This window comes from Kribbella catacumbae DSM 19601 (assembly GCF_000372465.1).
GTDB classification, from domain to species: Bacteria; Actinomycetota; Actinomycetes; order Propionibacteriales; family Kribbellaceae; genus Kribbella; species Kribbella catacumbae.
This window is the reverse complement of the sequence record NZ_AQUZ01000032.1, coordinates 60,631-84,480: the sequence shown is the minus strand read 5'-3', so window position 1 is coordinate 84,480 and position 23,850 is coordinate 60,631. Positions and strand designations below refer to the sequence as shown.

At 67.2% G+C, this 23,850-nt stretch carries 20 protein-coding genes; 9 read left to right on the top strand and 11 right to left on the bottom strand.

Annotated features, from left to right (window positions below):
• Window positions 1–26: 26 nt before the first annotated feature.
• Complete coding sequence (locus A3ES_RS0128690) at window positions 27–557, top strand: hypothetical protein (RefSeq protein WP_020390292.1); 531 nt, start codon at window positions 27–29, stop codon at window positions 555–557.
• Between the two features lie 124 nt (window positions 558–681).
• Here the strand turns inward: A3ES_RS0128690 and A3ES_RS0128685 are convergent, their stop codons facing one another.
• A complete protein-coding gene (locus A3ES_RS0128685; protein WP_083933758.1) occupies window positions 682–2,148 on the bottom strand; it encodes a glycoside hydrolase family 76 protein in 1,467 nt (488 codons plus the stop codon).
• A gap of 109 nt (window positions 2,149–2,257) precedes the next feature.
• Window positions 2,258–3,430 (bottom strand): VOC family protein, encoded by a 1,173-nt coding sequence (locus tag A3ES_RS0128680; RefSeq protein WP_020390290.1) that lies wholly within the window; start codon window positions 3,428–3,430, stop codon window positions 2,258–2,260.
• Window positions 3,431–3,521: 91 nt separating this feature from the next.
• On the opposite strand from A3ES_RS0128680, the gene A3ES_RS0128675 reads away from it, so the two are divergent.
• Entirely contained in the window at window positions 3,522–4,505 is a 984-nt protein-coding gene (locus A3ES_RS0128675; protein ID WP_020390289.1) for a threonine ammonia-lyase, read from the top strand.
• 3 nt (window positions 4,506–4,508) lie between these two features.
• Here A3ES_RS0128675 and A3ES_RS0128670 read toward each other — a convergent pair whose 3' ends face one another.
• Window positions 4,509–5,177, bottom strand: a complete 669-nt coding sequence (locus tag A3ES_RS0128670; RefSeq protein WP_020390288.1) for a hypothetical protein — start codon at window positions 5,175–5,177, stop codon at window positions 4,509–4,511.
• 201 nt (window positions 5,178–5,378) lie between these two features.
• Here A3ES_RS0128670 and A3ES_RS0128660 point away from each other — a divergent pair, with 201 nt between their 5' ends.
• Together A3ES_RS0128660 and A3ES_RS0128655 are read left to right on the top strand one after the other, a co-directional pair.
• A complete protein-coding gene (locus tag A3ES_RS0128660; RefSeq protein WP_020390286.1) occupies window positions 5,379–5,960 on the top strand; it encodes a hypothetical protein in 582 nt (193 codons plus the stop codon).
• Window positions 5,961–6,010: 50 nt separating this feature from the next.
• A complete protein-coding gene (locus A3ES_RS0128655; protein ID WP_237745080.1) occupies window positions 6,011–6,853 on the top strand; it encodes a tryptophan 2,3-dioxygenase in 843 nt (280 codons plus the stop codon).
• 24 nt (window positions 6,854–6,877) lie between these two features.
• Here A3ES_RS0128655 and A3ES_RS48780 read toward each other — a convergent pair whose 3' ends face one another.
• From A3ES_RS48780 to A3ES_RS0128640, 3 genes are read right to left on the bottom strand one after another with little or no spacing between them, the layout of a single operon-like run.
• Window positions 6,878–12,115: an AAA domain-containing protein gene (locus A3ES_RS48780; protein ID WP_020390284.1), complete on the bottom strand. Its 5,238-nt coding sequence runs from the start codon at window positions 12,113–12,115 to the stop codon at window positions 6,878–6,880.
• On the bottom strand, window positions 12,112–13,287 hold the full coding sequence (locus A3ES_RS0128645; protein ID WP_026163289.1) for a M48 family metalloprotease: 1,176 nt from the start codon (window positions 13,285–13,287) through the stop codon (window positions 12,112–12,114). Before A3ES_RS0128645 ends, A3ES_RS48780 begins: the two co-directional genes overlap by 4 nt.
• A gap of 43 nt (window positions 13,288–13,330) precedes the next feature.
• Window positions 13,331–14,506 (bottom strand): amidohydrolase family protein, encoded by a 1,176-nt coding sequence (locus tag A3ES_RS0128640; protein ID WP_020390282.1) that lies wholly within the window; start codon window positions 14,504–14,506, stop codon window positions 13,331–13,333.
• Between the two features lie 52 nt (window positions 14,507–14,558).
• On the opposite strand from A3ES_RS0128640, the gene A3ES_RS0128635 reads away from it, so the two are divergent.
• The 3 genes from A3ES_RS0128635 (at window position 14,559) to A3ES_RS0128625 (ending at window position 17,331) form a co-directional block, all read left to right on the top strand.
• On the top strand, window positions 14,559–15,188 hold the full coding sequence (locus A3ES_RS0128635) for a hypothetical protein (RefSeq protein WP_020390281.1): 630 nt from the start codon (window positions 14,559–14,561) through the stop codon (window positions 15,186–15,188).
• A gap of 125 nt (window positions 15,189–15,313) precedes the next feature.
• Entirely contained in the window at window positions 15,314–16,003 is a 690-nt protein-coding gene (locus A3ES_RS0128630) for a response regulator transcription factor (RefSeq protein ID WP_020390280.1), read from the top strand.
• Window positions 16,004–16,005: 2 nt separating this feature from the next.
• On the top strand, window positions 16,006–17,331 hold the full coding sequence (locus tag A3ES_RS0128625; protein WP_020390279.1) for a HAMP domain-containing sensor histidine kinase: 1,326 nt from the start codon (window positions 16,006–16,008) through the stop codon (window positions 17,329–17,331).
• Between the two features lie 47 nt (window positions 17,332–17,378).
• Here A3ES_RS0128625 and A3ES_RS0128620 read toward each other — a convergent pair whose 3' ends face one another.
• Window positions 17,379–17,990 carry a M15 family metallopeptidase gene (locus A3ES_RS0128620; protein ID WP_026163288.1) on the bottom strand — a complete coding sequence of 204 codons (612 nt, stop codon included), beginning with the start codon at window positions 17,988–17,990 and terminating at the stop codon, window positions 17,379–17,381.
• 88 nt (window positions 17,991–18,078) lie between these two features.
• Between A3ES_RS0128620 and A3ES_RS0128615 the strand changes: the two genes are divergently transcribed.
• On the top strand, window positions 18,079–18,774 hold the full coding sequence (locus tag A3ES_RS0128615; protein WP_020390277.1) for a response regulator transcription factor: 696 nt from the start codon (window positions 18,079–18,081) through the stop codon (window positions 18,772–18,774).
• Window positions 18,767–19,873, top strand: coding sequence for a sensor histidine kinase (locus A3ES_RS0128610; protein ID WP_020390276.1), 1,107 nt, complete (start codon window positions 18,767–18,769; stop codon window positions 19,871–19,873). Before A3ES_RS0128615 ends, A3ES_RS0128610 begins: the two co-directional genes overlap by 8 nt.
• Before the next feature lie 34 nt (window positions 19,874–19,907).
• Here A3ES_RS0128610 and A3ES_RS0128605 read toward each other — a convergent pair whose 3' ends face one another.
• From A3ES_RS0128605 to A3ES_RS0128590, 4 genes are read right to left on the bottom strand one after another with little or no spacing between them, the layout of a single operon-like run.
• Complete coding sequence (locus A3ES_RS0128605; protein ID WP_020390275.1) at window positions 19,908–21,008, bottom strand: UDP-N-acetylglucosamine--N-acetylmuramyl-(pentapeptide) pyrophosphoryl-undecaprenol N-acetylglucosamine transferase; 1,101 nt, start codon at window positions 21,006–21,008, stop codon at window positions 19,908–19,910.
• The gene (vanX, locus tag A3ES_RS0128600; RefSeq protein WP_020390274.1) at window positions 21,005–21,643 is read right to left on the bottom strand and encodes a D-Ala-D-Ala dipeptidase VanX; all 639 of its coding nucleotides are present in this window, start codon (window positions 21,641–21,643) and stop codon (window positions 21,005–21,007) included. Before vanX ends, A3ES_RS0128605 begins: the two co-directional genes overlap by 4 nt.
• Entirely contained in the window at window positions 21,640–22,671 is a 1,032-nt protein-coding gene (gene vanA, locus A3ES_RS0128595) for a D-alanine--(R)-lactate ligase (RefSeq protein WP_020390273.1), read from the bottom strand. The genes vanX and vanA overlap by 4 nt, the downstream gene beginning before the upstream one ends.
• Window positions 22,668–23,711, bottom strand: coding sequence for a D-isomer specific 2-hydroxyacid dehydrogenase family protein (locus tag A3ES_RS0128590; RefSeq protein ID WP_020390272.1), 1,044 nt, complete (start codon window positions 23,709–23,711; stop codon window positions 22,668–22,670). The genes vanA and A3ES_RS0128590 overlap by 4 nt, the downstream gene beginning before the upstream one ends.
• Window positions 23,712–23,850 lie beyond the last annotated feature (139 nt).

Genomic DNA, 23,850 nt, shown 5'->3' with positions numbered 1-23,850 from the left:
GGGATGGCTTCTAGGTAGGAGGCGGTATGCGTCGGCTGGTGAGTGTGGTGGCGGGGATCGCAGGGTTGGTGGCGCCGGGAGTGGTTCCGCTCCAGGCGGAGGCGGCGCCTGAGGCTGCCAAGAAGTGCAACACCAAGGAGATCAACTGGTACGTCCGCGGTGGCAAGGAGGTCTATGTCGGGACCAACCTGTACTCCGACTGGATGGAGGGCCCCGGCCGGATCACCTACTCGAAGACCGCTACGTCGGAGTCGAACTCCTCCTGGAGTGGGGATCTCGGGGTCAGCATCAACGTGGTGATCGGCGAGATCCAGAACAAGTACTCCAAGACCGTCGGCAAGTCGCACTCGGTTTCGGACAGCTGGTCGTACACGGCGGAAGTGCCGGCGGGGAAGGTCCGGCGGTTGCACCAGCTGAAGCAGTCCTGGCGGGTTCAGGTCGTTCGCTGGCGCTACACCACCTCGGACTGCAAGAAGACCAAAGAGGTCAGCAACAAAACCGCCACCTTCCCGGTCAAGAACCACGACTACATGTGGATCCTCGTCGGCAAAGCCTGACCCACCCCCCACTTTGGGCACCGGCTGAGCACGTACTTGCGAGTAGAGCGACTAGCCGGTGCCCAAAGTGGCGTGGGAGCCGGGCGACGACGTCCTCGGATGGCTGCGGCTGCCTGGTTGAGCTTTAGGGCGTCGCGTTGAGGAGGTCGAGGGCGCTGTGCTGGCGGGCCGCGTCGAGTTTGTCGATCGGGCCGTACCAGCGCAGGCCGTACTGGTCCATTGCTGTCCGGTCGGCGGCGAACGCGCGGTCGGCCTGCTTGCGCAGGTAGGTCGTGTAGGGACGGTCGGACAAAGCCGCGTTCAGTTTGCCGAGGCCGCGGACGTGTGCGCCCTTGAACGACGGCCCGTCGCCGCCGCAGTCCCCTCCCTCGCAGGGCTCACGCAGGATGCCGTCGGCGGTGTTCAAACCGGACGAGGTCGTGGCGGCGTCGGCGATCTGGCGGGCGGTGGTGAGATACGAACTGTTGCCGGTGGCACGCGACAACTCGGTGAGTGCCCCGAGCAACACACCCTGGTTGTAGCTCCAGGCAACGTCTCCGTTGTTCTTGCAGGTCGACAGGTTGATCCCGTCGTTCACCAGGTGCGAGCTGTTGATCATCCCAGTCTGCTGGAACCACGCCCAGCCGTTCTGTGCCCGCTGCAAGTACGTCGTGTCGCCCGCGATCCGGTTGTGCAGCGCCGCGCTCAGCTGGATGTAGAGCGAGTTGGAGATCGCGTTCTTGTACGTCTTGGCCTGACTCCACCAAACGCCGCCACCGCAGGTGTTGTCCCAGTACGCTGCCATGTGGTCGGCATCGGCTCTCGCGGTCTGCAGGTACCGCGTTTCGCCGGTCAGGTCGTAGGCGGCGATCCACGCGAGACCCCACCAGCCGGTGTCGTCGATGTAGTCGTTGCGGAACTGTCCCTGCTGGGCGTTGAGGTTGAGATCGTAGGTGCGCGCGATCGCGTACCGATAGCTCCCCATCCCTGTCACCCGGGCGTTGTCGATGATCGCGTTGAGCGCGTTGGCCGAGTTCCACCAGCCGGTGGTGTCGAACAGCCCGGTCGAGTAGTTGTAGAACTGCATCTGCGCAGTGGCAGCCGCCGTACGCCGGTCGCCTGCGTTCCAGGTGGTCCGTGCCCACGGAGTACAGGCGATGTCGGGGCGGTCGCCGGCTTTGCCGCAGGCGCGGAGGGCGCCGACGCCGTGGTTGTTCCAGTCGTCGACGTTGAACATCAGCGTGCGCCAGCCACGCTGCCCGGCCGGTACGCCGGTGTTGCCGAGCCGGCTGCCGGATGCCCAGCTGCGGCCGCCGTCCATCGAACGGTCGAGCCAGACCTCGTCGCCGGGATTGCCGTTCTCGATCGAGGCCCAGCCCATCGCGTCGGCATCGTCGAAATGCAGCCGTAGCGTGCGGCCGAAGACCGCGGCCGAGACCGGTGACCGGTCGCCTGGCGACAGTGCGGGGTCGCGGGCGTCGCAGTACTTGTTGCAGATGGTCGCTTGGGTCGACATGGTCACCGCCGGAGTGGACGGGGGAGCCGGTGGTGGAGCTCCGGCCGGAATGGACAAAGTGGTCAGGACGGCGACGGAAACGATTCCAACGATCATGAGTTCTCCCTGGGGCGGAAGGAAGAGAGCGCTTTCAGGGAAGGTAAGGCGCTCTGTGTGAGCCCGTCAATACGCCAGGTGATCTGAAAGAGCTGGTCAGGCTGCGGCTTTAGCTGTTGGTGGTGATGGTCAGCTCGTTGCCCTCTGGGTCGGTGAGGGTGGTGCCGGTGACGACTCGTCCGCCGGCGGCGACGGCTGCGTCGATGCGGGGCTGGACCTGGTCTGACGGGACGAGGAGGTCGAGGTGGATGCGGTTGCGCTGCCGGCGCCGGTCCTCCTCGGCTGCGTCCAGCTGCTGGAAGATGATGACCGGATTGAGGCGGCGCGGATCGTAGATGTCGGACGCATGCGGGCGCGGGTCGTGCTGATAGCCGAGCGCGGTCGTCCAGAACGCCCGTACCGCGGGAACATCAACCGCGTCGATGCCGAACTGGACGAAGCGCAAGCGCGTCGGGTCAGCGGCGAGGCCTAGGTCGTACGCCGCGGTCTGGATCCGGCCGGCCAGGTCGACGAAGCCGGGCTCGGCCGCACCCTCCTCGTCCTCCCACTGGTCCTTCCCGCTGTCGATCGTGACGCCGTCCGGCCGCAGATCCACCAGCAGCGGCAGGCCCGCGTCGTCAGCCAGACCGGCAACGGAGGTGGTGAGCTCGACCGCCTGCGCAGGGGAGGTAGTCGGGTAGAAGGTCATTGCGCCGAAGAGCGCATGCCAGTCGTAGGTCTCCTTCGAGAGTTCACTGCCGGGAACGAGGTCGATCTCGTTTCCGTCGGCGTCGGCGAGGGTGAGCTGATAGACGCCGTACGCCGCCTGGCCGAGCGCCGCCTTGACCGCCTCCACCGCTTCGGGGACCCGGGCGACGTCGACGTGGATCCGGTTGCGCTGTGGCCGTGGCTGATCCTGGCGGTGAAACGAGATGGCCGGATCCCGGCGCAACGGATCCACGAGACTGCCGTCCCCGACCGGCTTATAGGCGAGCGCGGTCTGCCAGAACGACACCACCGATGTCTTGTCAGCCGCATCGATCGCCAACTGGACGATCTGCAGCGCCGCCGGATTCGCCGTCAGCCCGAGTTCCTGAGCCGCCGCCGAAATCGCGCGAGCCAGCTCCACGTCGGCCATGCTGATCCGCACGCGCACCCCGCTGGCGCGCAGCTCCAGCGCCGGCAGATCGTCGCCGTCCATCAAGTCCGCGATCCGCTCGATCAGCGCCGCCCCCGCCGTCAGCGACGGCACCTCAAACCAGGCACTCGCACCGCCGCCGATAGTCCGCCAGTCCGTGGTCATGAGACCAGGCTAGGGCGGTTTGCTCCCAAGACCTCCGCAGTTTGTAGTTTGGTGTGTCCACTCAGCTGATGAAACGACGCTGGAGGTTGCGGTGCGATTGGACCTGGCGAGAATCCTGCTCGCGCGTACCCAGATCAGTCCGATCTTCCTGGGCACACCGCAGTACGAATGTGAGCCCCTGAGCGAGGCCCTGGGATGCCGCGTCATCCTGAAGGTGGAAACCCTCAACCCCACCCGCTCGTTCAAAGGCCGGGGAACCGAGACCGTCCTCACCCGGCTGCAAGCAAGCGGGACCGCGGACGCCGTCGTCTGCGCCAGCGCGGGGAATCTCGGCCAGGCGCTCGCATTCGGCGGCCGGCTCCGTCGAATCGGAGTCACGGTGGTCGCCTCGTCGGCCGCCAACTCGCTGAAGCTCGAGCGGATGAAGGCGCTCGGCGCCACCGTGGTCCTGGTCGACGGGGAAATCGAAGAAGCTCTCGAAACCGCTGCGCGGATTGCCGCCGAGACTGGCGCGTTCCTGGTCGAGGACAGCAAGGACCTCGGTACTTGTGAGGGAGCGGCGACGATCGGGGTCGAGCTCTCGGAGTTGCCCGGTGCACTCGATTCGGTACTGATCTCGTTGGGCGCCGGCGCGATGGCGTCGGGTGTGGGCTTCGCGCTGAAGAATCTGCGCAAGGACGTCGAGATCATCTGCGTCCAGCCCGAGAAGGCACCGGCGATGACGCTGGCATTGCGCGCGGGACGGCCGGTTGAGGTCGGGATTCCGGCCACCATCGCCGATGGCGTTGCGGGCCGCTCTGTCATCCCGGAGGTGCTCGACGATCTCTCGGCGGTCGTGGACGACGCGGTGCTGGTCACCGAAGACGGCATCGTCGAAGCGATGCGCCTTCTCTACCTGCACGCGGGCCTGGTGGTCGAACCAGCCGCGGCGCTGGGAGTCGCTTCGATCCTGGAGGGTGGAGGGCGGTTCGACGGCAAAACCGTCGCGACGATTCTGTGCGGCAGCAACGTGACGCCGTCGGACTTCGATCGCTGGATCCGGGGCGGACTGCTTGCCTCGCCGGCCGGATCCTAGTACCTACCTTGCCGTGGCGATCAAGGAGATCAGGATCGCTACGGACAGCACAGCGGTGACGGTAATGGCCACGGCTCGGCCGCGGGCCTTGCGGCGCATGAGGTCTGTCGGCGCCAAGCGCATCGCGCACGGGTCGAACACCGAGTCGGCCCGCGAACCGTCGCCAGCGCCCTCGTCGGTCAACGCGGCCTCGTTGATCGCGGCTTGCGAGTGCTGGATGCCCATGGCCCGCAACTGCTGTTCCGCGTCATCCACCGACAGCCGCTCGGCCCGCACCAACGCCCATGCTGCCCGGGCGTCGGGAGTGAGTCTGCGCAACGCGAGGTCGTCGACGGCCTCCGATTGGGGGAACAGCCGACGTCCCCAGGCCTGCGGCAGCAACCGCAGCGGAGTACGGGAATCGGCTTGTTTTATGGCGTCCTGGACGACGCGGCGGCGGAGGAAGCCACTGGCGTCGCTCTCGCCGGCCAACTGCCGCTCCAGCCGGCGGCGGTCGGGAAGTGAGTGCTGAACGACTCCGTGCGCGGCGAGGACGCGCCGATGGCGCCCGAGCGAAGGCGGCAAGATCAGGTAGGCGAGCCGGACGAAAGCCGCGTAACCGTCCAGCAGCGCTGCTTCGACCTCGGCGGGAGTGACGGTCCTGCGGTCAGGCAGGGTCTGGATGTCGATCACTTCAGCTCCTCGGATCGGTGCAAGCCTCCACCGATCACCCAACGAGCGACAGCGCCGAGGGTCACACCTTGCTGCTCCCGGTGCTGCCGGTGCTGCTGTTGCTGCTGGCATCGGCAGGCTGACGGACGGCATCGCGACGGCTTCCTGACAAGTTTCTGACATCGCCTTCATAGGGTCGCGGGAGGATCTCCGCACCGGGTCATGGACAGGAAGGTCGATACGTTGCGCACTCGCAGCTCGGCGGTGTTCGGCGCGGTCGTGGCCCTCGCGGTGAGTCTCATCGCTGCGGCTTCCAGCTCGGCTGCCGAGCCACGGCCGGACTGGATCAGCTTGATCACCGGCGACCAGGTCGCAGTCGACGCGAACGGCTCACTGCTCGCAATCCGGCCAGCCACCGGCCGCGAGCGCATCGGCTTGACCGTCCGTCGCTCCGGCGAGCACCTGTACGTCGTACCGGCTGACGCGTCTGCTCTCATCACCAGCGGTGCTCTTGATCCGCGGCTGTTCGACATCACGCTGCTGGCCCGACCGGAGTACAGGCGGCAGAACGAGGACGGCCTCGCGATCATCGTGGCCTACCAAGCGCACGAGCCCACGGCGAAAACGCAGGTGCGGTCGATCGATGGGGTCCGCCTCGAGCACACCTACACGTCCCTCAACGGCGACGCACTGACCCTCAGCAGCCAAGGCTCACCCACCCCCTGGAACCAGCTGACCTCCGCAACAGGCATCAAGAAGATCTGGCTGGACGCAGTACTGGTGGATGTGGGCTTCTCCGACTGACACGTTGTGTAGTCGACGTTACCGGTTGTGATCGCGGTTATCCTCGGGCCGTGAGTGAGACGAGCGGGATCCAGCCCAGTGGTGAAGCGGTGACCGGCCGGTGGGATGGGGTTGATGTGCACTTCGGTGAGGAGGGTGGCCGCCTCACCTATGGCAGCTATCTGCGGCTGGGGGAGTTGCTCGATCAGCAGCGGCTGGAGTCTGATCCGCCGGCGCATGACGAGCTGCTGTTCATCACGATCCACCAGGTCTACGAGCTGTGGTTCAAGCAGGTGCTGCACGAGATGACGGCGTCGCGGGATGCGATGCTGTCGGGGCAGCTCTGGCTGGCGCAGCATCTGCTCCGGCGGGTGCACACGATTGAGCGGACGCTGACCCAGCAGGTCGACATCCTCGAGACGATGACGCCGCAGGACTTCGGCGAGTTCCGGCACCGGTTGTCGCCGGCGAGTGGGTTCCAGTCGGTGCAGTTCCGGGAGATCGAGTTCCTGTCCGGCGCCAAGGATCCGTCGTTCGTGAAGCGCTTCCGGGGTCTGAGCGATGCCGAGAAGGCCCGGCTCGAGCAGCGTCTCGCTGAGCCGACGCTCTGGGACGCCTTCCTGGTGGTACTCGAGCAGGCAGGCTTCTCGACCGCCGACGAGGACGACCTCCGCAAGGCGCTGCAAACCGTGGCCAGCGATCGCGGCAGCTATGCGGAGATCTGGGAACTGGCCGAGGCGCTGGTCCAGCACGACGAGCTCGCGGCTGCCTGGCGCGCACGGCACGTGGTGATGGTCGAGCGAATGATCGGCACCAAGCCCGGCACCGGCGGCTCATCCGGCGCCGGCTACCTCCGCAGCCGCTTGGAGCTCCGCTACTACCCCCTCCTCTGGACCCTTCGCACCTCCCTCTAACTCACACCCAACGCTTCGCCAGTGTTAGTCGGTAGGGCGATTGAGGGTGTCTAGTAGGCGGGCTACTACTGCGGCTGGGTTGCTGGTCCAGTCGCCGGTCAGGACGTGGTGGGTTCGCCAGCCGCCGGTGGATAGGGCGCGTGGGTGTGTGGTCAGGCGCTCAAGGAGTGAGTCGGCAGCGATTCGCTCAGGTGTGTCGACCAGTACTGCGAGCCGGTGCCCTTCGTCGTCCGGCCGGCGCAACGCCAGGTCGCACAGGAAGACCGACTCGCCAACGGCCGTCTCCACCACAACCCCCTGCTCCCGAAGCCGCTCCGCCAATTGCTCAACCACCGCAGACCTCAGCGCACCCGTTGTGTCGCTGCCGTGGGGGAGATGCCGCGGTCGGTAGCCGCCGTTGGTGTGGTGGGCCGGGTATTGCGCGAGGGCCGCGTGAACGGCTTCCGGGTTCGCTTGGGAGACCGCGTTGGCGTAGGTGAGGAAGCGGCGCAGGGTGTTGGCGCCGTCGTTGTAGGTGTTGGTGATTGCTTCCGGTTCGATGCTGCTGACGATCACCATGTGCTGGCGGGCGCGGCTGAAGATGACGTTCAGCCGCTTCTCGCCGCCGGAGGTGTTGATCGGGCCGAAGTTCATCATCATCCGCCCGTCGGCGCCGGCCGCGTAGCAGACGCTCATGATGACGATGTCGCGTTCGTCGCCCTGCACGTTCTCCAGGTTCTTCACGAACAGCCCGGCGTCCTGCTCGTCCCGGGTGCGCACCTGCTCGGCCTCGTACCGCGCGCCGAACTCCGGATCCGCCTCGGCGAGCTCGTCGAGTGCCCGCTCGATCTCGCCCTGCTGTGCCTCCGAGAAAGCCACGACCCCGAGACTCTTGCCGGTCTCGCGCGCCAGCAACTCGCGGACCAGCCCCGCGATCCAGCTGGCCTCCGCCGGATTGGTACGCCGTACGTAGACGCCGTCGACCACCCGTACCGCTGTGATGCTGCCCGCCAGCATCCCGTCGGCCACCTCTGCGACCTGGGTGCCCCCGCGCGAAGTCAGGTCGTCGCCGGCGCGCACGGTCCACGGTGGTGCGGGATGAGCGGGCAGACGATCGGGGATCGTGGCCAGCTTGCCCTGGTAGAAAGCCGCGTTGCTGAACGAGATCAACGCCTCGGAACGGCTGCGGTAGTGCCAGGTCAGCATGGTCGAAGCGAGTCGCAGCGCGCTGATGGCCAGGAAGCTGTCGTCCGACAACGCGACGCCGATCTGCTCGGCCTCGTCGTCCGGGTCGGCGGCCGGGGTGGTGACGCGGAAGTACTGCGTGGGTGGCAACTGCATCTGGTCGCCGACGACGATCACCTGCGGCGCTCGGTGCAGCGCGGGAATCGCTTCCTCGATGGGGATCTGGCTCGCTTCGTCGTAGATCACCACGTCGAAGGAGGTGTCGAGCGGCAACGTGTCCGAGACCGACGACGGGCTCATCAGCCAGACCGGGCGCAGTAGCGAGACGACCTCGCCGGGTGCGCCGGAGGCGAGATCGCGGATCGACTTGTAGCGCATCACCTTGCCGAACTCGTGCTCCAGCTCGCGACGCCCGGTACTGAAGTTCTTCTTCCGCGCGCGATCCACCGCCGACATCCCGGTCGCGCTCGCCTCGGAATGCGCGAGCTCCGCCAGGAATCGCCGCCGTACTCCGGCCACCACCACGTCGGCGTTGACCGTGGTCAGCTCGTCGTACACGAGGCTCAGCTCGCCGACGATCGAGTCGAGTCGCGCTGACGTCACCTCGGTGAGCAGCGGCGTCGCCGACCGCGCCCGCTCCCAGTGGAGGGCGCAAACCGCATACTCCAACTGCTCGGGTGTCGCCTCCAACGCCCGTACTGCGGTCTGCACCGTCGCCGGCGCCTCACCCAACCGCCGCATCACGGAGATCAGCCGCTGAACCACCGGCACCAACCCAGGCGAAGCCAGTACGTCGACAATCTCCCGCACCCCACCCAACGTCCGCTCCGCGTACTCCTCAACCAGAAAGCCGCCGGTAACCCCGTCAGCTTGCTTCAACACCTCATCAACCCGCGCAAGACCCTCCACAACCCCCACACCAGCAGGCGCTGCAGCCGAAGGAAGAGCGAAGGGGGTGGCGGGTGCCTCGCCCGGAGGGGAAGGTGCGTCGGCCGACGAAGGCGCGGTGGGCGCGTCCCTCGGAGAGTGGGTGGTAGGTGTTAGGGCGGTCAGCCATGGGGTGAGGGTTGGGTCTTGGCTTAGGTGTTGGAGTTGTTGGGTTAGTTCGGCTGGGTTTTCTGTGCCCCAGTCGCGTAGTGACTTCTCGGCGTGGGAGCCGACGGCCGCGGTCGCGTCGTGGGCGGCGACCAGGGTGGTGAGCACTTCGGTCACCGACGGGCGCACGGCTCGCCCGGATGCATCAAAGCGCTCGCGGATCAGCGACTTCACCCGGCGCCAGTCGCCGGACAGGAAGGAGAGCACGCCACCTTCCTTGCTCTGGGCAACAGTCAGCGCGGCCCGCGCATCAGCAACACCCAGCGGCTCCGTCCACCCCGCAGCCTCCGACCAAGCGGCGCGTTCAGCCGCCAGCAGCGCCTCGTGCTCGCCCGCCACACTGCGCAGCTCCCGGGCCAGCGGCGACCCGCTCTCGAGCACCTCGCCCTTGCCGCGCTCAACCAGCGGCAACATCACCACCCCGAGTTCACCCAACCGCCGCACAACCCGCACACCAACGCCGTCCCACCCATCGGGCGCCGTCAGACCGGTCGCGGCGAGAGCGTCAGCAACAGCCGTCCACCCATCGCGCGCATCGGCAGCGATAACAGGGATCTCAGCATCAGCACCCGGCGCAGACCAGACCGCAGGCGCGACCAGACTCAGCGGACTTCGAGCCAGTACTCCGCCACTGCCCGGATCCGCAGCGGCCAACCCCGACGCCAGCTCGCCGACGACCTCCCGCGCCGCCCACCAATCGCCCGGTGACGGGATCAGCCTTCGCTGCAACGGCTCCAGCGCCGAACCCCACTCATGCTCGCGCAACTCGGCCAACGTGTTCACGACAGTCCGCAGCGAAGGCGATTCACCGGCCAGTTGCGTCTCGAACTCACCGACGGTCGCCAGCAACCGATCCACCCGCGCCACCAGCGCGTCACGGCGTACGGTCACGCCTTCGAGATCGTCCGAGGCCGCGAGCCAAGTCTCATAGGTGTCGCGCAACCCGTGCACGAACGCCTTCTTGTCCGCCTGCGAATCATGGATCAGCGTGCACAGCCCATCGAGCCGCCGACTCACCAGCCGTGCATGGACGACGTCGAGCGCCGCGCGTTTCTGGCAGACGAACAGCACCCGCTGACCGCGGGCCACGAAGTCCGCGATCATGTTGGTGATCGTCTGCGACTTGCCCGTCCCCGGCGGTCCCTGGATCACGAAACTCTCGCCGCGCTGAGCCCGAGCCACGGCCGCGACCTGCGACCCGTCCGCCGGCACCACCAGATGCCGCGCTGCCGTCGGCAGCTCCGCAGGCTCGCTCACCAAAGGCCGCGGCCGATCCGAGAACAACTGGTCGAACGACGGGCACGATCGCCCAGTCTCCAGCAGTTCGTCGTAGTCGCGGACCAGCCCGAGTGTCCGGTAGTTGAAGTTCGCCAGTGCGACCGCGCACAGATCGACGTCCCACGAGTACGGACTGCCGTCGTCGCCGGCCTCCAGCACATAGGTGTCGGTCTCGATCGCCGAAGGCCGTCGCGGCTCGCCGAACACCACACTCAGCGGCAACTCCTGCACAGCAAGCTGATTGCGGAAGATCTGCACCCCGAGCGGCTGATAGTCCGGCCGCCGGTAGGAGTACGAGTAGTGCCGCCCGCCGAACTCGTTCGCCGTGTTGCCATGCTGCCGTCGCCGGTAGTTGCGCAGCTTCACCATCGCGCGCTGCCGGACGAGATCGATGCGCGGCTTCTCCCGCAGATGCAGTTGCAGCCCCGGCTCCGATGCCTGCAGCTCGGCCCGCAGCCGCTCGTGCAGTACGCCGATCGCGTCCGGCTCGGTGAGATCCACCTTGTCCGGCAGGTTGATCCCATAGAGCTGATGTAGGTGATGCCGCAGTGTCGGGTTGATCTCGGCGACCGGATCGGTGATCCGCAGCGTGTACGAGTCGCGCACCCCACGCTTCTTCGCGACCTCCACCTTGACGAGCACCAGGGGAGAGGTCAGCCGAGTCGCCGGATCGTTCTTCAGATCGTGCCAGCGCAGGAACGCCGGGACCAACCGCAACTGATCCTGCCCGTACTCCGCGCGGTCGCGTCTGGCCGTCGAGATCAGCTTGCCCAACGCGGCCGCGGCGTACGGCGCTTCGTCGTACCGGATCCAGCGGCCGACGGGCTGGGGTTTGCCGTCGACGAGTCGTGCGGCGAGATCGGCGTTCCAGGTGAAGAGCTGCTCCGCGCGGATGTTGCGCACGTCGAGCATCAGCGGGACGGAGACCTCGGTGAGGTTGATCGTCTGGGCCGTGTGCCGGAAGCTGACCAGGCGGTTGCGCCGGGAGAGGTCGAAAAGCCTGTCCCGCAAGGCTTTCAGCACCGCGGCGCGCCGGTCCGCCGTGCCGCGGGTGATCGCGTCGACATCGAAGTCGAGCGGCTGGTCGCGATAGTTCTCCAGCTGCTCGATCAGCGAGCGCAGATCCTGCGCGCGGTGATGGCGGTCCGGCTCGGCCATCTGTGCCGCCACCGAGACGATCACCGGATGCAGCGAACCGGTCAACGTGTAGAAGTTGCCTCGGGCATCGATCAGTCGTGCGACATCCTCGGTGCGCGACAGGTCGAGCCCGCAGCCCAAAGCGATCAGGAGCTGGCCGAGGCTGAAGATGTCGGTCAGCGGGTCATGGTGGCCGAGCACGTGCTCCCAGCTCTGCCAACCGGGCACCAGCACCGGTGCAGTGATTGCCTCAGGCACCGGCTCGGTTACCTGCAGGCGACCAGTGCCGCCACTCTCACCGAGGTCGAGCTCGACTTGCCGGTGGGCGACGACCTCGACCGCGGCGGCTCGATGCCCTTCCCTGGCAGCGATTTCGGCGGGCTGCAGCAGTGGCCGCGAGGCATCCTCCGCCGCGAAGCCGAGTCGCGTCCGGTCGTCCACAGTGATCCGGTCGAGCCCACGCAGCGGTGCGACGAGACCACGCTCATGCACCTCCGCGGTCGCGTGGAACAGCGGCAACACGGCCGCAAGCAACGCGTCATTGCCGAGCCCGCCCTGGGAGACCGCCAGCGCGACGAGATCCTTCATGGCGTCACCGCCTGCGTCAGCTCGGCCCGGCGCTGATCGCTCCAGCCGAGCTCGTCGTCGGCCAGATCGTCGTACTCCGAAAGCCCCGCCCTCCGAGCCAGCGACATCGAGGCGATCAGTGCGTCGTCGCCCAGCTCAGGATCGGCCGTGGCGAGATCAAGCAGCAAATAGCAGAGGTACTGCCGGGTCGCGGCCGTCAACGCCCGCGGCCGTGGAATCGGAGCACCATCAACCGGACGGATCGCCAGCGGCTCATCGAACCGCGGCACCGCACCACCCGGTACGCCGAGAGGCCCGGGCGGATCCGCGAACCCGGCCGCGTAGGTGGCGACCGTGTGCGCGCGCAAACCTTCGGCCTGGGCGATATGCGCGGCGAAATCCATGCTCAGCTCGCGAAGCAACCCGGCATCCAGCAGATCCGGCGCGTCCACATCGAGCGGCCCGGTCAGCAGTACTTCGACGTCCTCGCCGGCCAGCCAGTTCTGCAAGGCCCAGGCGCGCGCGACTCCCTCGGGGTGGCTCGTCCCGCGGCTGCCCGCGCTCAGATCAAGCTCATCCGCCTGCCGGAGATAGGCCGCCGGGTCGACGGAACCCAAGCCCGTCTGGACTTTCAGCAACGCGCGCACCGCAGTACCGAGGTCTCCGCAAGCCACGAGTGCGCCGCGGTCGGCGAACAGCTCACACGCCATCACCCATCGACGATGCGTCTCCAGGTACTGCGCCGGCGTACGCGCGTCACCCGCCGCCGCGTCGAGCAACCGGTCGATCGCGAGATAGGCGCCGTTCTCGAGAGTCCACAGCACCCGATGCGCCAGCTCATGCCCGCAGACCGCCGTCAGCTCGTCGGGATCCAGCCGCTCGAGCAGCGGCCCTTCGAACAGGATCACCGCCCGATCCCCTTGATGCAGCAGCGAAGCATTCGGCTGCCCAGCACCTTGTGCCTGGAAGAACTCCACCTCCGCCTGAAGCCCCAACGCCTCAGCCGCCCGCCGCCCGGCCGCGTGCAACTCCGGGTGACTCTCCGCTGCCAAACGATAGGTGTTCCGCAGCAGAGCGTCACTCAGCCCGGCATCCCGGGCCTCCCCGTCCCGCAAAGCCGCCCAGGCGCGCTCGTCCACCCGGCGTACTTGCGAAAGCACGGCCCGGTGATATCCCAGCGGTCCCAGCGACATCTCAACCACAGCGTCACCTTAACGAGCCCCACCGACGAAAAGTTCAGATGCGGCTGCCGCGGAGGTAAACGGCCTGGGGTGTTCTGAGGGCGGTGATGTCGGTGGTGGGGTCGCCCAGGACGACCAGGAGGTCGGCGTCGGAGCCTGGGGCGAGGCGGCCCTTGGTCGGGAGGTTGAGCGTGGCGGCGGCTTGGGCCGTGGCGGTCGTGAGGGCTGCGGTTGGGGCGACGCCGCCCTCGACGAGGCCGATAACTGCTTCGGGGAGGATGCCGTGTGCCTTGCCCGGGTTGATCCCGGCGTCCGAGCCAGAGATGAGACGGACGCCGGCTGCGTGCAAGTGGCCGAACAACTGGATGCGAGTCTCGTAGTCGGAACCGGTCCTCCGCATCATCTCCAGTACTGCGGGAGGCGGCGTCGCCCCGGGCACCGCGCCAAGCGTCGGGCAGATCGCAGTACCGGTGGAGGCGAGGTCGGCGACCACGGTGTCATCCACGGCGAGTCCGGAAGCTGTGATGAACGAGCAGTGCTCGATTCCGTCGACTCCCGCGGCGAGGGCGAAGCGGATCGCGTCGAGGGAGTGCGCGTGCGCCGTGACGGGCAGCCCGCGGGCATGGGATTCCTCAACCACCACGAGGAGTTCCTCGGTACTGAACTGCACGGACGCCGGGTCGCTGCCCGGCGTGTTGACGCCACCGCTGGCCATGATCTTCACAACGTCCGCCCCACGTGCCGCGCGCTCGGCGACAGCCTCGCGCAACGCGTCGACGCCCAGCACGGCACCGCCCATGTTCCAGCAGTGGCCCTCCGGAACGGTGATCGGCGGCCCGCTCGCGAGAACAGTCGGCAGCAGGGCATCGGCGTACCGGGCTCGCCAGTCGATGACGGCCCAGTCGCGGTCACCCAGGTCCCGTACGGTTGTGACGCCACTGGCCAGTTGCCTGCGCAGCGATTCCTCGATGACGTCGTCCAGTTCGGCCGCGCTGAAGTCGGGGATCCGGTCGAGCGCACCCGGCCCGCTGTCGCAGCAAAGGTGCACGTGGGCGTCGATCAGCCCCGGCAACACGGTGCAGCCCTCGAACCGGGTCAGCTCGCAGCCGGGCGGCAGCGCAGTACCGGCCGGTCCGACGCTGACGATCCGGTCGCCGTCGACGACGACCACCGCGCCGCCGCCGGAATACCGCTCCCCGTCGAACACGCCGTCCGTTTCGATCCCGATCATCCGGCGACAGTACTAGTGTCAGCCTGCTCTGGGTTGAGAACCGATCGAGGAGATGACCGGTGTGAAGCTCTACTCCGATGTGGGTGTGCAGCGGTTCGGGCAGGTTCTCGGGGACTTGATGTTGCTGGGGTGGATCGCGTTCTGTACCGCGCTCGGTCTGACCGTCTTCAAGATCACCAACGCGCTCGGCTACCCGGGGCGCAAGGCGGCCGAGGCCGGCGACGGGCTGGCGGCTGATCTGCACAAGATGTCCGAGCCGGTGGGAAAGGTGCCCGCGGTCGGCGATCAGCTGCGGGCGCCGATCGATGGAGCGGCCAACGCGGCGGCGAGGATGGCTGAGGCGGGTCGGGATCAGGCGCATGCCGTCGAGCAGTTGGCCTATCTGCTGGCCGGGGTGACGATCGGTTTGCCGGTGCTCTTCGCGCTGCTGATCTGGCTTCCGCGAAGGATCAGGTTCTCCCGGCGGGCGACGGCTGCGCGCAAGTTCATCGACGATGCCGCCGATCTCGACCTGTTCGCGCTCCGGGCGATGGCCAATCAGCCGATGCACCGGCTCGCCAAGATCTCCGACGACCCGGTCACCGCTTGGCGCGAGGGCGATTCAGCCGTCATCGCCCGGCTGGCCGACCTGGAACTCCGCAGTACCGGCCTCCGGGCTCCACTCCCAGCGGTAGACGGCTGAGGTCCCGGACCGCCACCACTCACAAACCTCCGGCGAAGGCCGTGGCGCCCGCCTGGCTGAGCGGGGCGGGCGGTTCGAACCAGAGGTTCATGAGTGGTGGCGGTCCGGCGCACTACGCTCACCCCATGGCGAGGGTGCTGCTGGTCGAGGATGATGACGCGATCCGGACGTCGCTGAGCAAGTCGCTCACGGCTGCCGGGCATGCCGTCACGGCGCTCGCCAGTGGAGCGGACGGAGTCGCGTCCGTCGCCCGGGACAAGCCCGACGTGATGTTGCTCGATCTCGGGCTGCCCGATCTCGACGGCCGGGACGTGCTCGCGATGGTCCGCGCGGTCAGCGACGTGCCGGTGATCGTCGCGACGGCCCGGGACGACGACGCGAGCGTGGTGAAACTGCTCGACGCCGGCGCCGACGACTATGTGATCAAGCCGTTCAGTTCCGCTCAGATCGACGCGAGGATCCGGGCCGTACTGCGCCGTGGCGGTCCCGACCAGCCAGGCGAGTCGGTGCTCAGCCTTGGCGCGCTCTCCATCGACCCGCGCAGCCGCGAGGTGTCCGTCGACGGCCAGCCCGTCGATCTGACCCGCAAGGAATTCGACCTCCTGCTGGCTCTCTCGCGACGGGCGGGCGCGGTCGTGACGAAGCGGGAGTTGCTGGCCGAGGTCTGGGGCCTGCCCTGGGGAGGCGGCGACCGTACTGTCGACATCCACCTCTCCTGGCTGCGCCGCAAGCTCGGTGAGACCGCTGCCGAGCCACGCTTCCTGCACAGCGTGCGCGGCGTGGGCGTCAAGCTCGCACCCCCAGAGGCGGGCTGACCATGCGCCGCCGGATCCTGCTGCTCTCGGTCGGTATGACCACCCTGGTGGTGCTCGCGTTCGCAGTACCGCTGACCATCCTGATGCGGAACGCGGCAGCTGACGACTCTATGAAGGCCGCTCGCTACCGGGCGGAGACCATTGCCAATTACGTCGGCGACAAGGACCACACTGCAGCCGACATCCAGGCGTACATCGATGACATCCAAGGCGACGCCCCCGGCCGTGTCTCGGTCCGCATGCCCGACGGTACGACGCTCGGCGACCCGCCACCCGGCGGAGTCACGGCACCCAAGCCACTGCCCGCCGGCTACGACGGTGGCGAGGACAAGCCCGGTCCGCCGAAGCTCACGCCGACCTCGTTGCGCAGTGTCGGCGGCGGCAAGGCAGCAGAGCTTAGCGTCGGTACTGCGGCCGGCCCCGCCTCCATCTGCCTCTACCTGACCGCCGAGGAGCTGTACGACGGCCTGGTCCCGCGCATCCTCGTCCTCCTGGCCGGCAGCCTGCTCGTCCTGCTCCTGAGCATCCTCGGCGCAGAGCTGGTCTCCCGCCGCCTAGCCCGGCCCCTCGAAGAGACAGCCCGTACTGCGGAACGCCTGGCCAAGGGCGACGTCGACGCACGAGCCCCGACAACCGGCCCGGCGGAAGTCGCCAAAGTAGGGGCCGCGCTCAACGGTCTCGCCGACCGCATCGACGAAGTCATCGCAGTAGAGCGCGAAGCCGTCGCAGACCTCTCCCATCGACTCCGTACTCCGCTCACCGCGCTCCGGCTGCAGGTGGAAGCCCTGCCCGACCGTGAGCGAGCCGAAGAACTCAACATTCAGGTCAACACTCTCGAACGCACGTTGACCGCGGTCATCAAAGCGGCCCGCCGCCCGCAACGCGAAGGCCGGGTGCCGCACTGCGACGCAGTGGAGGTGACTCGGCAGCGGGCCGCCTTCTGGGAGCCACTGTTCGAGGACCAGGGCCGTGAGCTCGTCCTCGAACTGCAGCCACCGGCGATGGTCCGGGCCTCTGCAGAAGACCTGGCCGCCGCCATCGACGCACTGGTGGAGAACGTCGTCGCGCACACTCCCGACGGCACACCTGCGCGCATCATCCTCACCCGCCAGCCTGTCGGCGGCAGCGACGGCGTACTGATCGTGGTGGCCGACGAAGGCCCGGGTATCCCGCTAGGAGCCGGAGAACGGGGCCGCAGCGATCGCGGCTCCACTGGCTTGGGCCTGGACATCGCCCGCCGCTGCGCCGAAGCCGCCGGCGGCCGCCTCACCATCCACCCCAACCTCCCCACCGGCTCCTCAGTCCACCTGACCCTGGCAGCCCCCTAGAGCAGCTCCGGTACTCCGCTGGGCTAACGCCGTGGTGGCGTCAGCTGTCAATGCTGCATTCGCGGATCGTGCGTGGGGTCGGGATACATGGCTGGGCAACCATGTTCGACCGCCTCGGGGCGCAGCTCGTAATGCCAAGGCTCATTGGCGTAGATCTGGCACAGCCCGTACTTCGCGCCGTGTTCCGACAGCCACGCCGTGGCGTCGGAGCGCCCGATGTCGACCGCCTTCCCGGCCACATGGGCAGACTTGTCCGGAGTGGCGACCCATCGGGCAGCTTCCTCCTCCGAGCCGCGCTTGGCGACCGTCTCGCGAAGAAGCTGAGTCTGGTACGCCGGTGAGCGCCATCCGCTGTTGACGTAGAACTTGATGCCGTTGGCGGAGGCATCCGTCGCCGCTTCGCGCAGCGCCTTGAGCAGGTCGGTGTCGAGGTTGGCGACGCCGGGATGCCGGTCATCGAAGACGGTCACGCTGGCGGGGAGGACGCCGTCCTTCTCGGTAGCCGTAGTCCCGGGGTCGCTGCGAAGGACGTCACTGAACGAGAGCGCCGAGGTCTGGTGGACGACTCCGATGATGGCCGCAGTGACGACCACCAGGCCGACGGCGTACGGTTTGAGCGTCCTGCGGGTCGTTCTTCGAGCTGTCGCGGTTTGAGTCATGCTTGCCAGTCAAGGCACCGCGGTGTTGTCGGATCGTAGGGGGTTTTCGATATACGGACGATATGTTTCGCCTCGTAGCATGGGGGACATGCGTGTGTTGGTGGTCGAAGACGAGCCCCTGATGGCCGAGGCCATCCGGGACGGGCTGCGGCTGGAGGCGATCGCGGCCGACATCGCCGGTGACGGGGACACCGCTCTGGAGCTGTTGAGTATCAATGCCTACGACATCGCCGTCCTCGACCGGGACATTCCCGGTCCCTCCGGTGACGAGGTCGCCGAGAGCATCGTTGCCTCCGGCACCGGTATGCCGATCCTGATGCTCACCGCCGCCGACCGGATCGACGACAAGGCCTCCGGGTTCGAGCTCGGTGCCGACGACTACCTCACCAAGCCGTTCGAGCTGCAGGAGCTGGTGCTCAGGCTCCGGGCACTCGACCGCAGGCGCAGCCTCAGCAGGCCGCCGGTGCGAGAGATCGCGGGCCTGCGGCTGGATCCGTTCCGCCGCGAGGTCTATCGGGACGGTCGGTACGTCGCGCTCACCCGGAAGCAGTTCGCCGTACTGGAGGTCCTGGTCGCCGCGGAGGGCGGTGTCATCAGCGCGGAAGAGCTGCTGGAACGGGCCTGGGACGAGAACGCTGACCCCTTCACCAACGCCGTACGCATCACAGTCTCGGCCTTGCGTAAACGCCTCGGAGAACCTTCGATCATCGCCACCGTGCTCGGTGTCGGCTACCGCATCGAGACAGCGTCCGGCACCGGACGCGAGGATGGGGATCGTGGATAGGGAGCAGGGTTGGAGTGTTCGCCTCAAACTGACTCTCAGCTACGCCGGCGTCATCATGATCTCCGGCGCCGTGCTGCTTGCGGCGGTGTGGGTTTTCCTCCTGCGTTACGTCCCTGACGTGATCGCCAAGCCCGAGCCTGGCAGCGGCCTCCGCCCCTGGCCAGCCTCTCCCGACCGCGGCGATCTGGTGGTTGCGTTCCTCCCGAGGGTGGGCGTCATGCTGGCGTTGTTGCTGGTGTTCGGTCTGGTGGGGGGATGGCTCCTGGCCGGCAGCATGCTCGCGCCGCTGACCCGCATCACGAATGCCACCCGGCTGGCCGCGAACGGATCGCTGTCCCACCGGGTCCTGCTGGAAGGCCGCAATGACGAGTTCCGCGAACTCGCCGACTCCTTCGACACCATGCTCGCGCAGCTCGAAGCACACGACGCCGAGCAGAAGAGGTTCGCGGCGAACGCCTCCCACGAACTGCGCACCCCGCTGGCGATCACGCAGACCCTGCTGGAGGTGGCCCGCAACGATCCGGGCCGCGACCCCGGCGACCTCGTCGACCGCCTCCACCACGTCAATACCCGGGCGATCGACCTCACCGAGGCCTTGCTGCTGCTCAGCCGTGCCAACCAGCGCTCCTTCACCCGGGAAGACGTCGACCTGTCCCTCGCGGCGGAGGAGGCCACCGAAACGCTGCTTCCGCAAGCGGAGAAGCACGGCGTCACCATCGAGACCTCCGGTGAGCCGGCCCCCACCATCGGCTCCTACCCGCTTTTGTTGCAGCTGACAACGAACCTCGTGCACAACGCGGTCGTCCACAATCTGCCGGAACAAGGCATGGTGTGGGTCACGACGAGCGTTCGGTCCGGGTCCGTGGTGCTCAAAGTCGAGAACACCGGCGAGAAACTCTCCCCGCAGGTGGTCTCGACCCTCACCGAACCGTTCCAGCGCGGCACCCAACGCGTCCGCACCGACCACGCGGGTGTCGGCCTCGGCCTGGCGATCGTGAAAAGCATCGCCCAGGCGCACGACGGTACCCTCACCATGAAGCCCCGGCCCGATGGCGGGCTCCGCATCACGGTGCGACTCCCCGCCGCGCCAGCTCACTGACCTTCCGGTACGTCGTACGTGGCGGCCGTGATGCTCAGGATGCGAACGTCCGTCGTCCGGCGATCGCTCTGAGCACGTGCCGGGCCAGGACGACGTCCGCGTCCAGCGCGCCGGCCGCCGACGCCCGGGCCGACATCGCCGCGATCCGCGCGGGATCGGTGAGTACTGAGATCAGCGTGGACTCGATCCAGGCCGGGGCAAGGTCGGCGTCGTCGACGAGTAGTGCCCCGCCGGCCGCGACTACCGGCTCGGCGTTCAGGCGCTGCTCACCACCGCGCAGCGGCAGCGGGACATACGCGGCCGGCAAACCGACAGCGGCCAGCTCGGCACACGTCATCGCCCCTGAGCGGCAGATCACGAAGTCGGCCGCGGCGTAGGCGTACTGCATCTCGTCGACGTAGGGGAGGACGACGTACGGCGTATCGCCGGTCTCCACCTCGACCACATGCTGCGGCCCAGTGATGTGCAGCACCTGTACGCCGCTCGCCCGCAACGCCGCTGCTGCGCCGGACACCGCGGCGTTGATCGCCCGGGCACCCTGCGAACCGCCGGTGACCAGCAGTACCGGGCGGTCGAGTCGCAGACCGAACCGCTGCCGGGCTGCGTCGCGCAGCGCGGGTCGGTCGAGCCCAGTGATCGCCGGCCGCAGCGGGATCCCGATGGCGGTGGCATGAGCCAGCCGGACACTCGGCGCGGCGGTGAACACGTGCGCCGTCATCCGGGCCGCCAGCCGATTGGCCACGCCGGGCAGGGCATTCGCTTCGTGGACGACGATCGGCAAGCCCCGCCTGTGGGCGGCGAGGTAGGCCGGCGCGGCCACGTAGCCGCCGAAGCCCACCACGACCTCGGCCCGCACACGGTCGAGCACGGCCCCAGCCGCCAGTACCGAGTCGCGCAGCCTGCCCGGCGTTCGCAGTAGATCCCGGTTCAGTTTGCGCTGCAGCGGCACCGGCGGGATGAGCTCGAGCGGGTAACCGCGGGCCGGGATGAGCGTGGTGTCCAGGCCGCGGACGGTGCCGAGGGCGGTGACCTCGGCCGTCGGCTCCAGCCGGCGCAGCGCGTCGGCGAAGTTCATCATGGGCTCGATGTGCCCGGCCGAATGGCCGCCGGCGACCACGACCCGCGGCGCCGTCACGCGCGCCGGCCGAGTTGGTACCGGTTCAAGGTGATCGGGAAATCAAAGTAGGTGTCCGGGTAAGGCTCATCATTCAAGGTGTAGTGCCACCACTCGGAGTCGTACCGATGGAAACCGCAGGCCTCCATCACAGAACACAGATGGTGGCGGTTCTGCGCCTCGGCCGGCGTAATTCCCGGGGCTCCATGATGTGAGATCGGGTCCATCAAGTCATGGTCACCGCCCATGGCGGCAAGCTCACCGGAATCCAGGTGATAGAGCGTCAGGTCGACGGTGCTGCCGCGACTGTGGCCGGACCTGGCGGACACATATCCTTTGTGGACCATCTCGGCTCTGCCGATATTCGGATAGTGCCGCCGCTTCGTCCGGCCGTCCTCCGGCTGCCTGGACCACCGCAGAAAGTTGTCCACGGCGCGTTGCGGGCGATAGCCGTCCCAGAGCAGCAAGCCCAGGCCAAGGGATTCGGCCTTCTCCTGCGCGCTTTCCAGGGCTACGCACAACGCACTCGTGCCGACGATCCGGTTGGCGAGGTAGCCATCCACCGGCTTTCCGGTGAAGTTGTCCCAGGTGGCGTACTTGGCATCCCAGCGCAGTCCGGGCACGAACTCGTCCACAAAAACGAAGTCCGCCTTCATCGGCTCTTTCCCGCCAAAGCCAAGGACACCAGCCGGTCGATCACGTCGGCACGCGACAGTCCGGCCGCGGTCATCATTCTCGGATAGCGGCTGTACGAGGTCAGGCCGGGCAAGGTGTTGACCTCGTTGAGGACGACCTTTCCGTCCTCGGTGAGGAACAGATCCACCCGCGACAGCCCTCTGCATCCCAGTGCGCGATAGACGGCCTTCGCGGTGTCCTGAACGAGTGAGCGCGAGGTGGCCGAAATGTCGGCAGGGACGGTCACTGCCGAGTTGTCCGAACCGCTTTCCGGCGTACTCTCCTGATGGATCTTGAAGAAGCCGTGCGACAGCGTGATCTGGTCCACCTCACCGGTGATCAGATCCTGATCGTTCCCCAGGACGGCACAGCCGATCTCGGTGCCGATGACAGCCTCTTCGATCAGTACCTTCGAGTCGTACTCTCGGGCGGCGTCCACCGCACCCGGCAGGTCCTCTTCCCGGGCAACCTTGCTGACACCGAAAGACGACCCCGAGCGGGCCGGCTTCACGAAGACGGGATAGGTCAGCTGGTCGGTGGGGATCTTCTCGTCCGCCGTGACGGTCCAGAAGTTCGGCGTGGCGATTCCCGCGCTTCTGGCGACCAGGTAGGTCAGCGACTTGTCCATGCACAGCGCCGAGCTCTGGATATCGCAGCCGACGTACGGGATGCCGGAGAGCTCCAGCAGACCTTGGATCCCACCGTCCTCGCCGAGTTTGCCGTGCAGCACGGGCAACACCAGGTCCAGGCGGATCGTTTCGTACTTCCCCTGGTCCAGGACGAGGAGTCCGTGGACGTTTCGGTCCGGTGACAGCATGACCGGACGGCAGTTGCCGTTCTCCCAGTTCTCGCCGGGGCCGTCACAAAGCTTCCAGGCGCCGCTCTTCGTGATCCCGAGGTAGAACGGCTCGAAGACGTCGGTATCGAGGTTCTTCGCGACCTCCCGGGCAGACTTGACGGAGATGTCGTGTTCTTCGGAGAAGCCTCCGAAGATGATTCCGATCTTCATATCCACTGCTGCTTTCTGCGTTCGTACTTCAGGCAATTGATGATGGAGTTCTCGACGGTGTCGCTCAGGGCGCGGTCGGTGTAGTAGGCGGTGTGCGGGCTGATGATCACGTTCGGCAGTTCTTGCAGCCGCACCAGTGGTTTGCTGTCGATGGGGTTGGTGCTGCGATCGGCGTAGAAGATTCCTTCCTCTCCTTCGAGGACATCCAGAGCCGCGCCACCCAAGCGGCCGCTTTCCAAGGCCGCAACCAGGGCCTCGGTATCAAGAAGCGGCCCGCGTCCGGTGTTGACAATGAACGCGCCGGGTTTCAGTTGCGCGATCCGTTGGCGATTCAGGAGATGGTGGGTCTCGGGGGTGAGCGGGGTATGCAGTGTCACCACGTCGCTCAGCCGCAGCAATTCATCGAGGGGAACGTAGTCTGCAGACGTCCTGGGGTGAGTGTCATAGGCCAGCACCCGGCAGCCGAAACCGCGCAACCTGTCCATGACTGCGGCGCCGATGCGTCCTGTTCCGATGACCCCGACGGTCAGATCGCGGAGGTCTTTCCCGCGGACCTCGTTCAGCCGGTAGTCATGAACATCGGCCCGGCGGAGGGTGCTTTTTGCGTTTCGTACCGCCATCAGGATCAGCATCAGCGTGTAGTCGGCCACGCTGTCGGGGGAGTAGGCGACGTTCTCGACACAGATGCCGACGCTCTCCGCGTACTCCACCTCGAGATGGTTGTAACCAATGCTTCTGGTGGAGATGTACGCGACGCCGGCCCGGCTGAGCGCAAGGAGAGTGGAGTTGGTGATCTGAGCCTTGTGGCCGACGCTGATGCATCGGCTGCCTGATGCCAGGTCGACGGTGGCTTCGGATACCGCTTCCTCGGTGATGGTGGGCATGACGCCGAAGCGAGGCGCCAACTCCCGGAACAAGACTTCCTCGTCCGGCTCGCAGCCATAGATGGTGATTCGCGTGGTCAGGACGGCCGAGGAGGACCAGGCCGCCAGCGATCCGGTGCGGCGGGCCGCTGTTCGTGCTGGTTCGCTGTAGGTCATGCCTTCCAGTCAAGGCAACGAGATGTAGCCGGTACGTATGAGATTTCCGATATGCCGGCGATACACCGCGCTGTCTTGACTGGAGGCGTGGCCTACAACCTCTGTCTTCTCGCTCTCGCCGCCGGGTTCGTGAGCCGCG

Excerpts from the sequence above, each read along its gene's own strand:
- A3ES_RS0128620 (WP_026163288.1), bottom strand. The coding sequence starts at position 17,990 with ATGACTCAAACCGCGACAGCTCGAAGAACGACCCGCAGGACGCTCAAA.
- A3ES_RS0128690 (WP_020390292.1), top strand. The coding sequence starts at position 27 with ATGCGTCGGCTGGTGAGTGTGGTGGCGGGGATCGCAGGGTTGGTGGCG.
- A3ES_RS0128615 (WP_020390277.1), top strand. The coding sequence starts at position 18,079 with ATGCGTGTGTTGGTGGTCGAAGACGAGCCCCTGATGGCCGAGGCCATC.
- A3ES_RS48780 (WP_020390284.1), bottom strand. The coding sequence starts at position 12,115 with ATGAAGGATCTCGTCGCGCTGGCGGTCTCCCAGGGCGGGCTCGGCAAT.
- A3ES_RS0128685 (WP_083933758.1), bottom strand. The coding sequence starts at position 2,148 with ATGATCGTTGGAATCGTTTCCGTCGCCGTCCTGACCACTTTGTCCATT.
- A3ES_RS0128660 (WP_020390286.1), top strand. The coding sequence starts at position 5,379 with ATGGACAGGAAGGTCGATACGTTGCGCACTCGCAGCTCGGCGGTGTTC.
- A3ES_RS0128645 (WP_026163289.1), bottom strand. The coding sequence starts at position 13,287 with ATGTCGCTGGGACCGCTGGGATATCACCGGGCCGTGCTTTCGCAAGTA.
- A3ES_RS0128640 (WP_020390282.1), bottom strand. The coding sequence starts at position 14,506 with ATGATCGGGATCGAAACGGACGGCGTGTTCGACGGGGAGCGGTATTCC.
- vanX (WP_020390274.1), bottom strand. The coding sequence starts at position 21,643 with ATGAAGGCGGACTTCGTTTTTGTGGACGAGTTCGTGCCCGGACTGCGC.
- A3ES_RS0128635 (WP_020390281.1), top strand. The coding sequence starts at position 14,559 with ATGACCGGTGTGAAGCTCTACTCCGATGTGGGTGTGCAGCGGTTCGGG.
- A3ES_RS0128680 (WP_020390290.1), bottom strand. The coding sequence starts at position 3,430 with ATGACCACGGACTGGCGGACTATCGGCGGCGGTGCGAGTGCCTGGTTT.
- A3ES_RS0128625 (WP_020390279.1), top strand. The coding sequence starts at position 16,006 with ATGCGCCGCCGGATCCTGCTGCTCTCGGTCGGTATGACCACCCTGGTG.
- A3ES_RS0128630 (WP_020390280.1), top strand. The coding sequence starts at position 15,314 with ATGGCGAGGGTGCTGCTGGTCGAGGATGATGACGCGATCCGGACGTCG.
- A3ES_RS0128590 (WP_020390272.1), bottom strand. The coding sequence starts at position 23,711 with ATGACCTACAGCGAACCAGCACGAACAGCGGCCCGCCGCACCGGATCG.
- vanA (WP_020390273.1), bottom strand. The coding sequence starts at position 22,671 with ATGAAGATCGGAATCATCTTCGGAGGCTTCTCCGAAGAACACGACATC.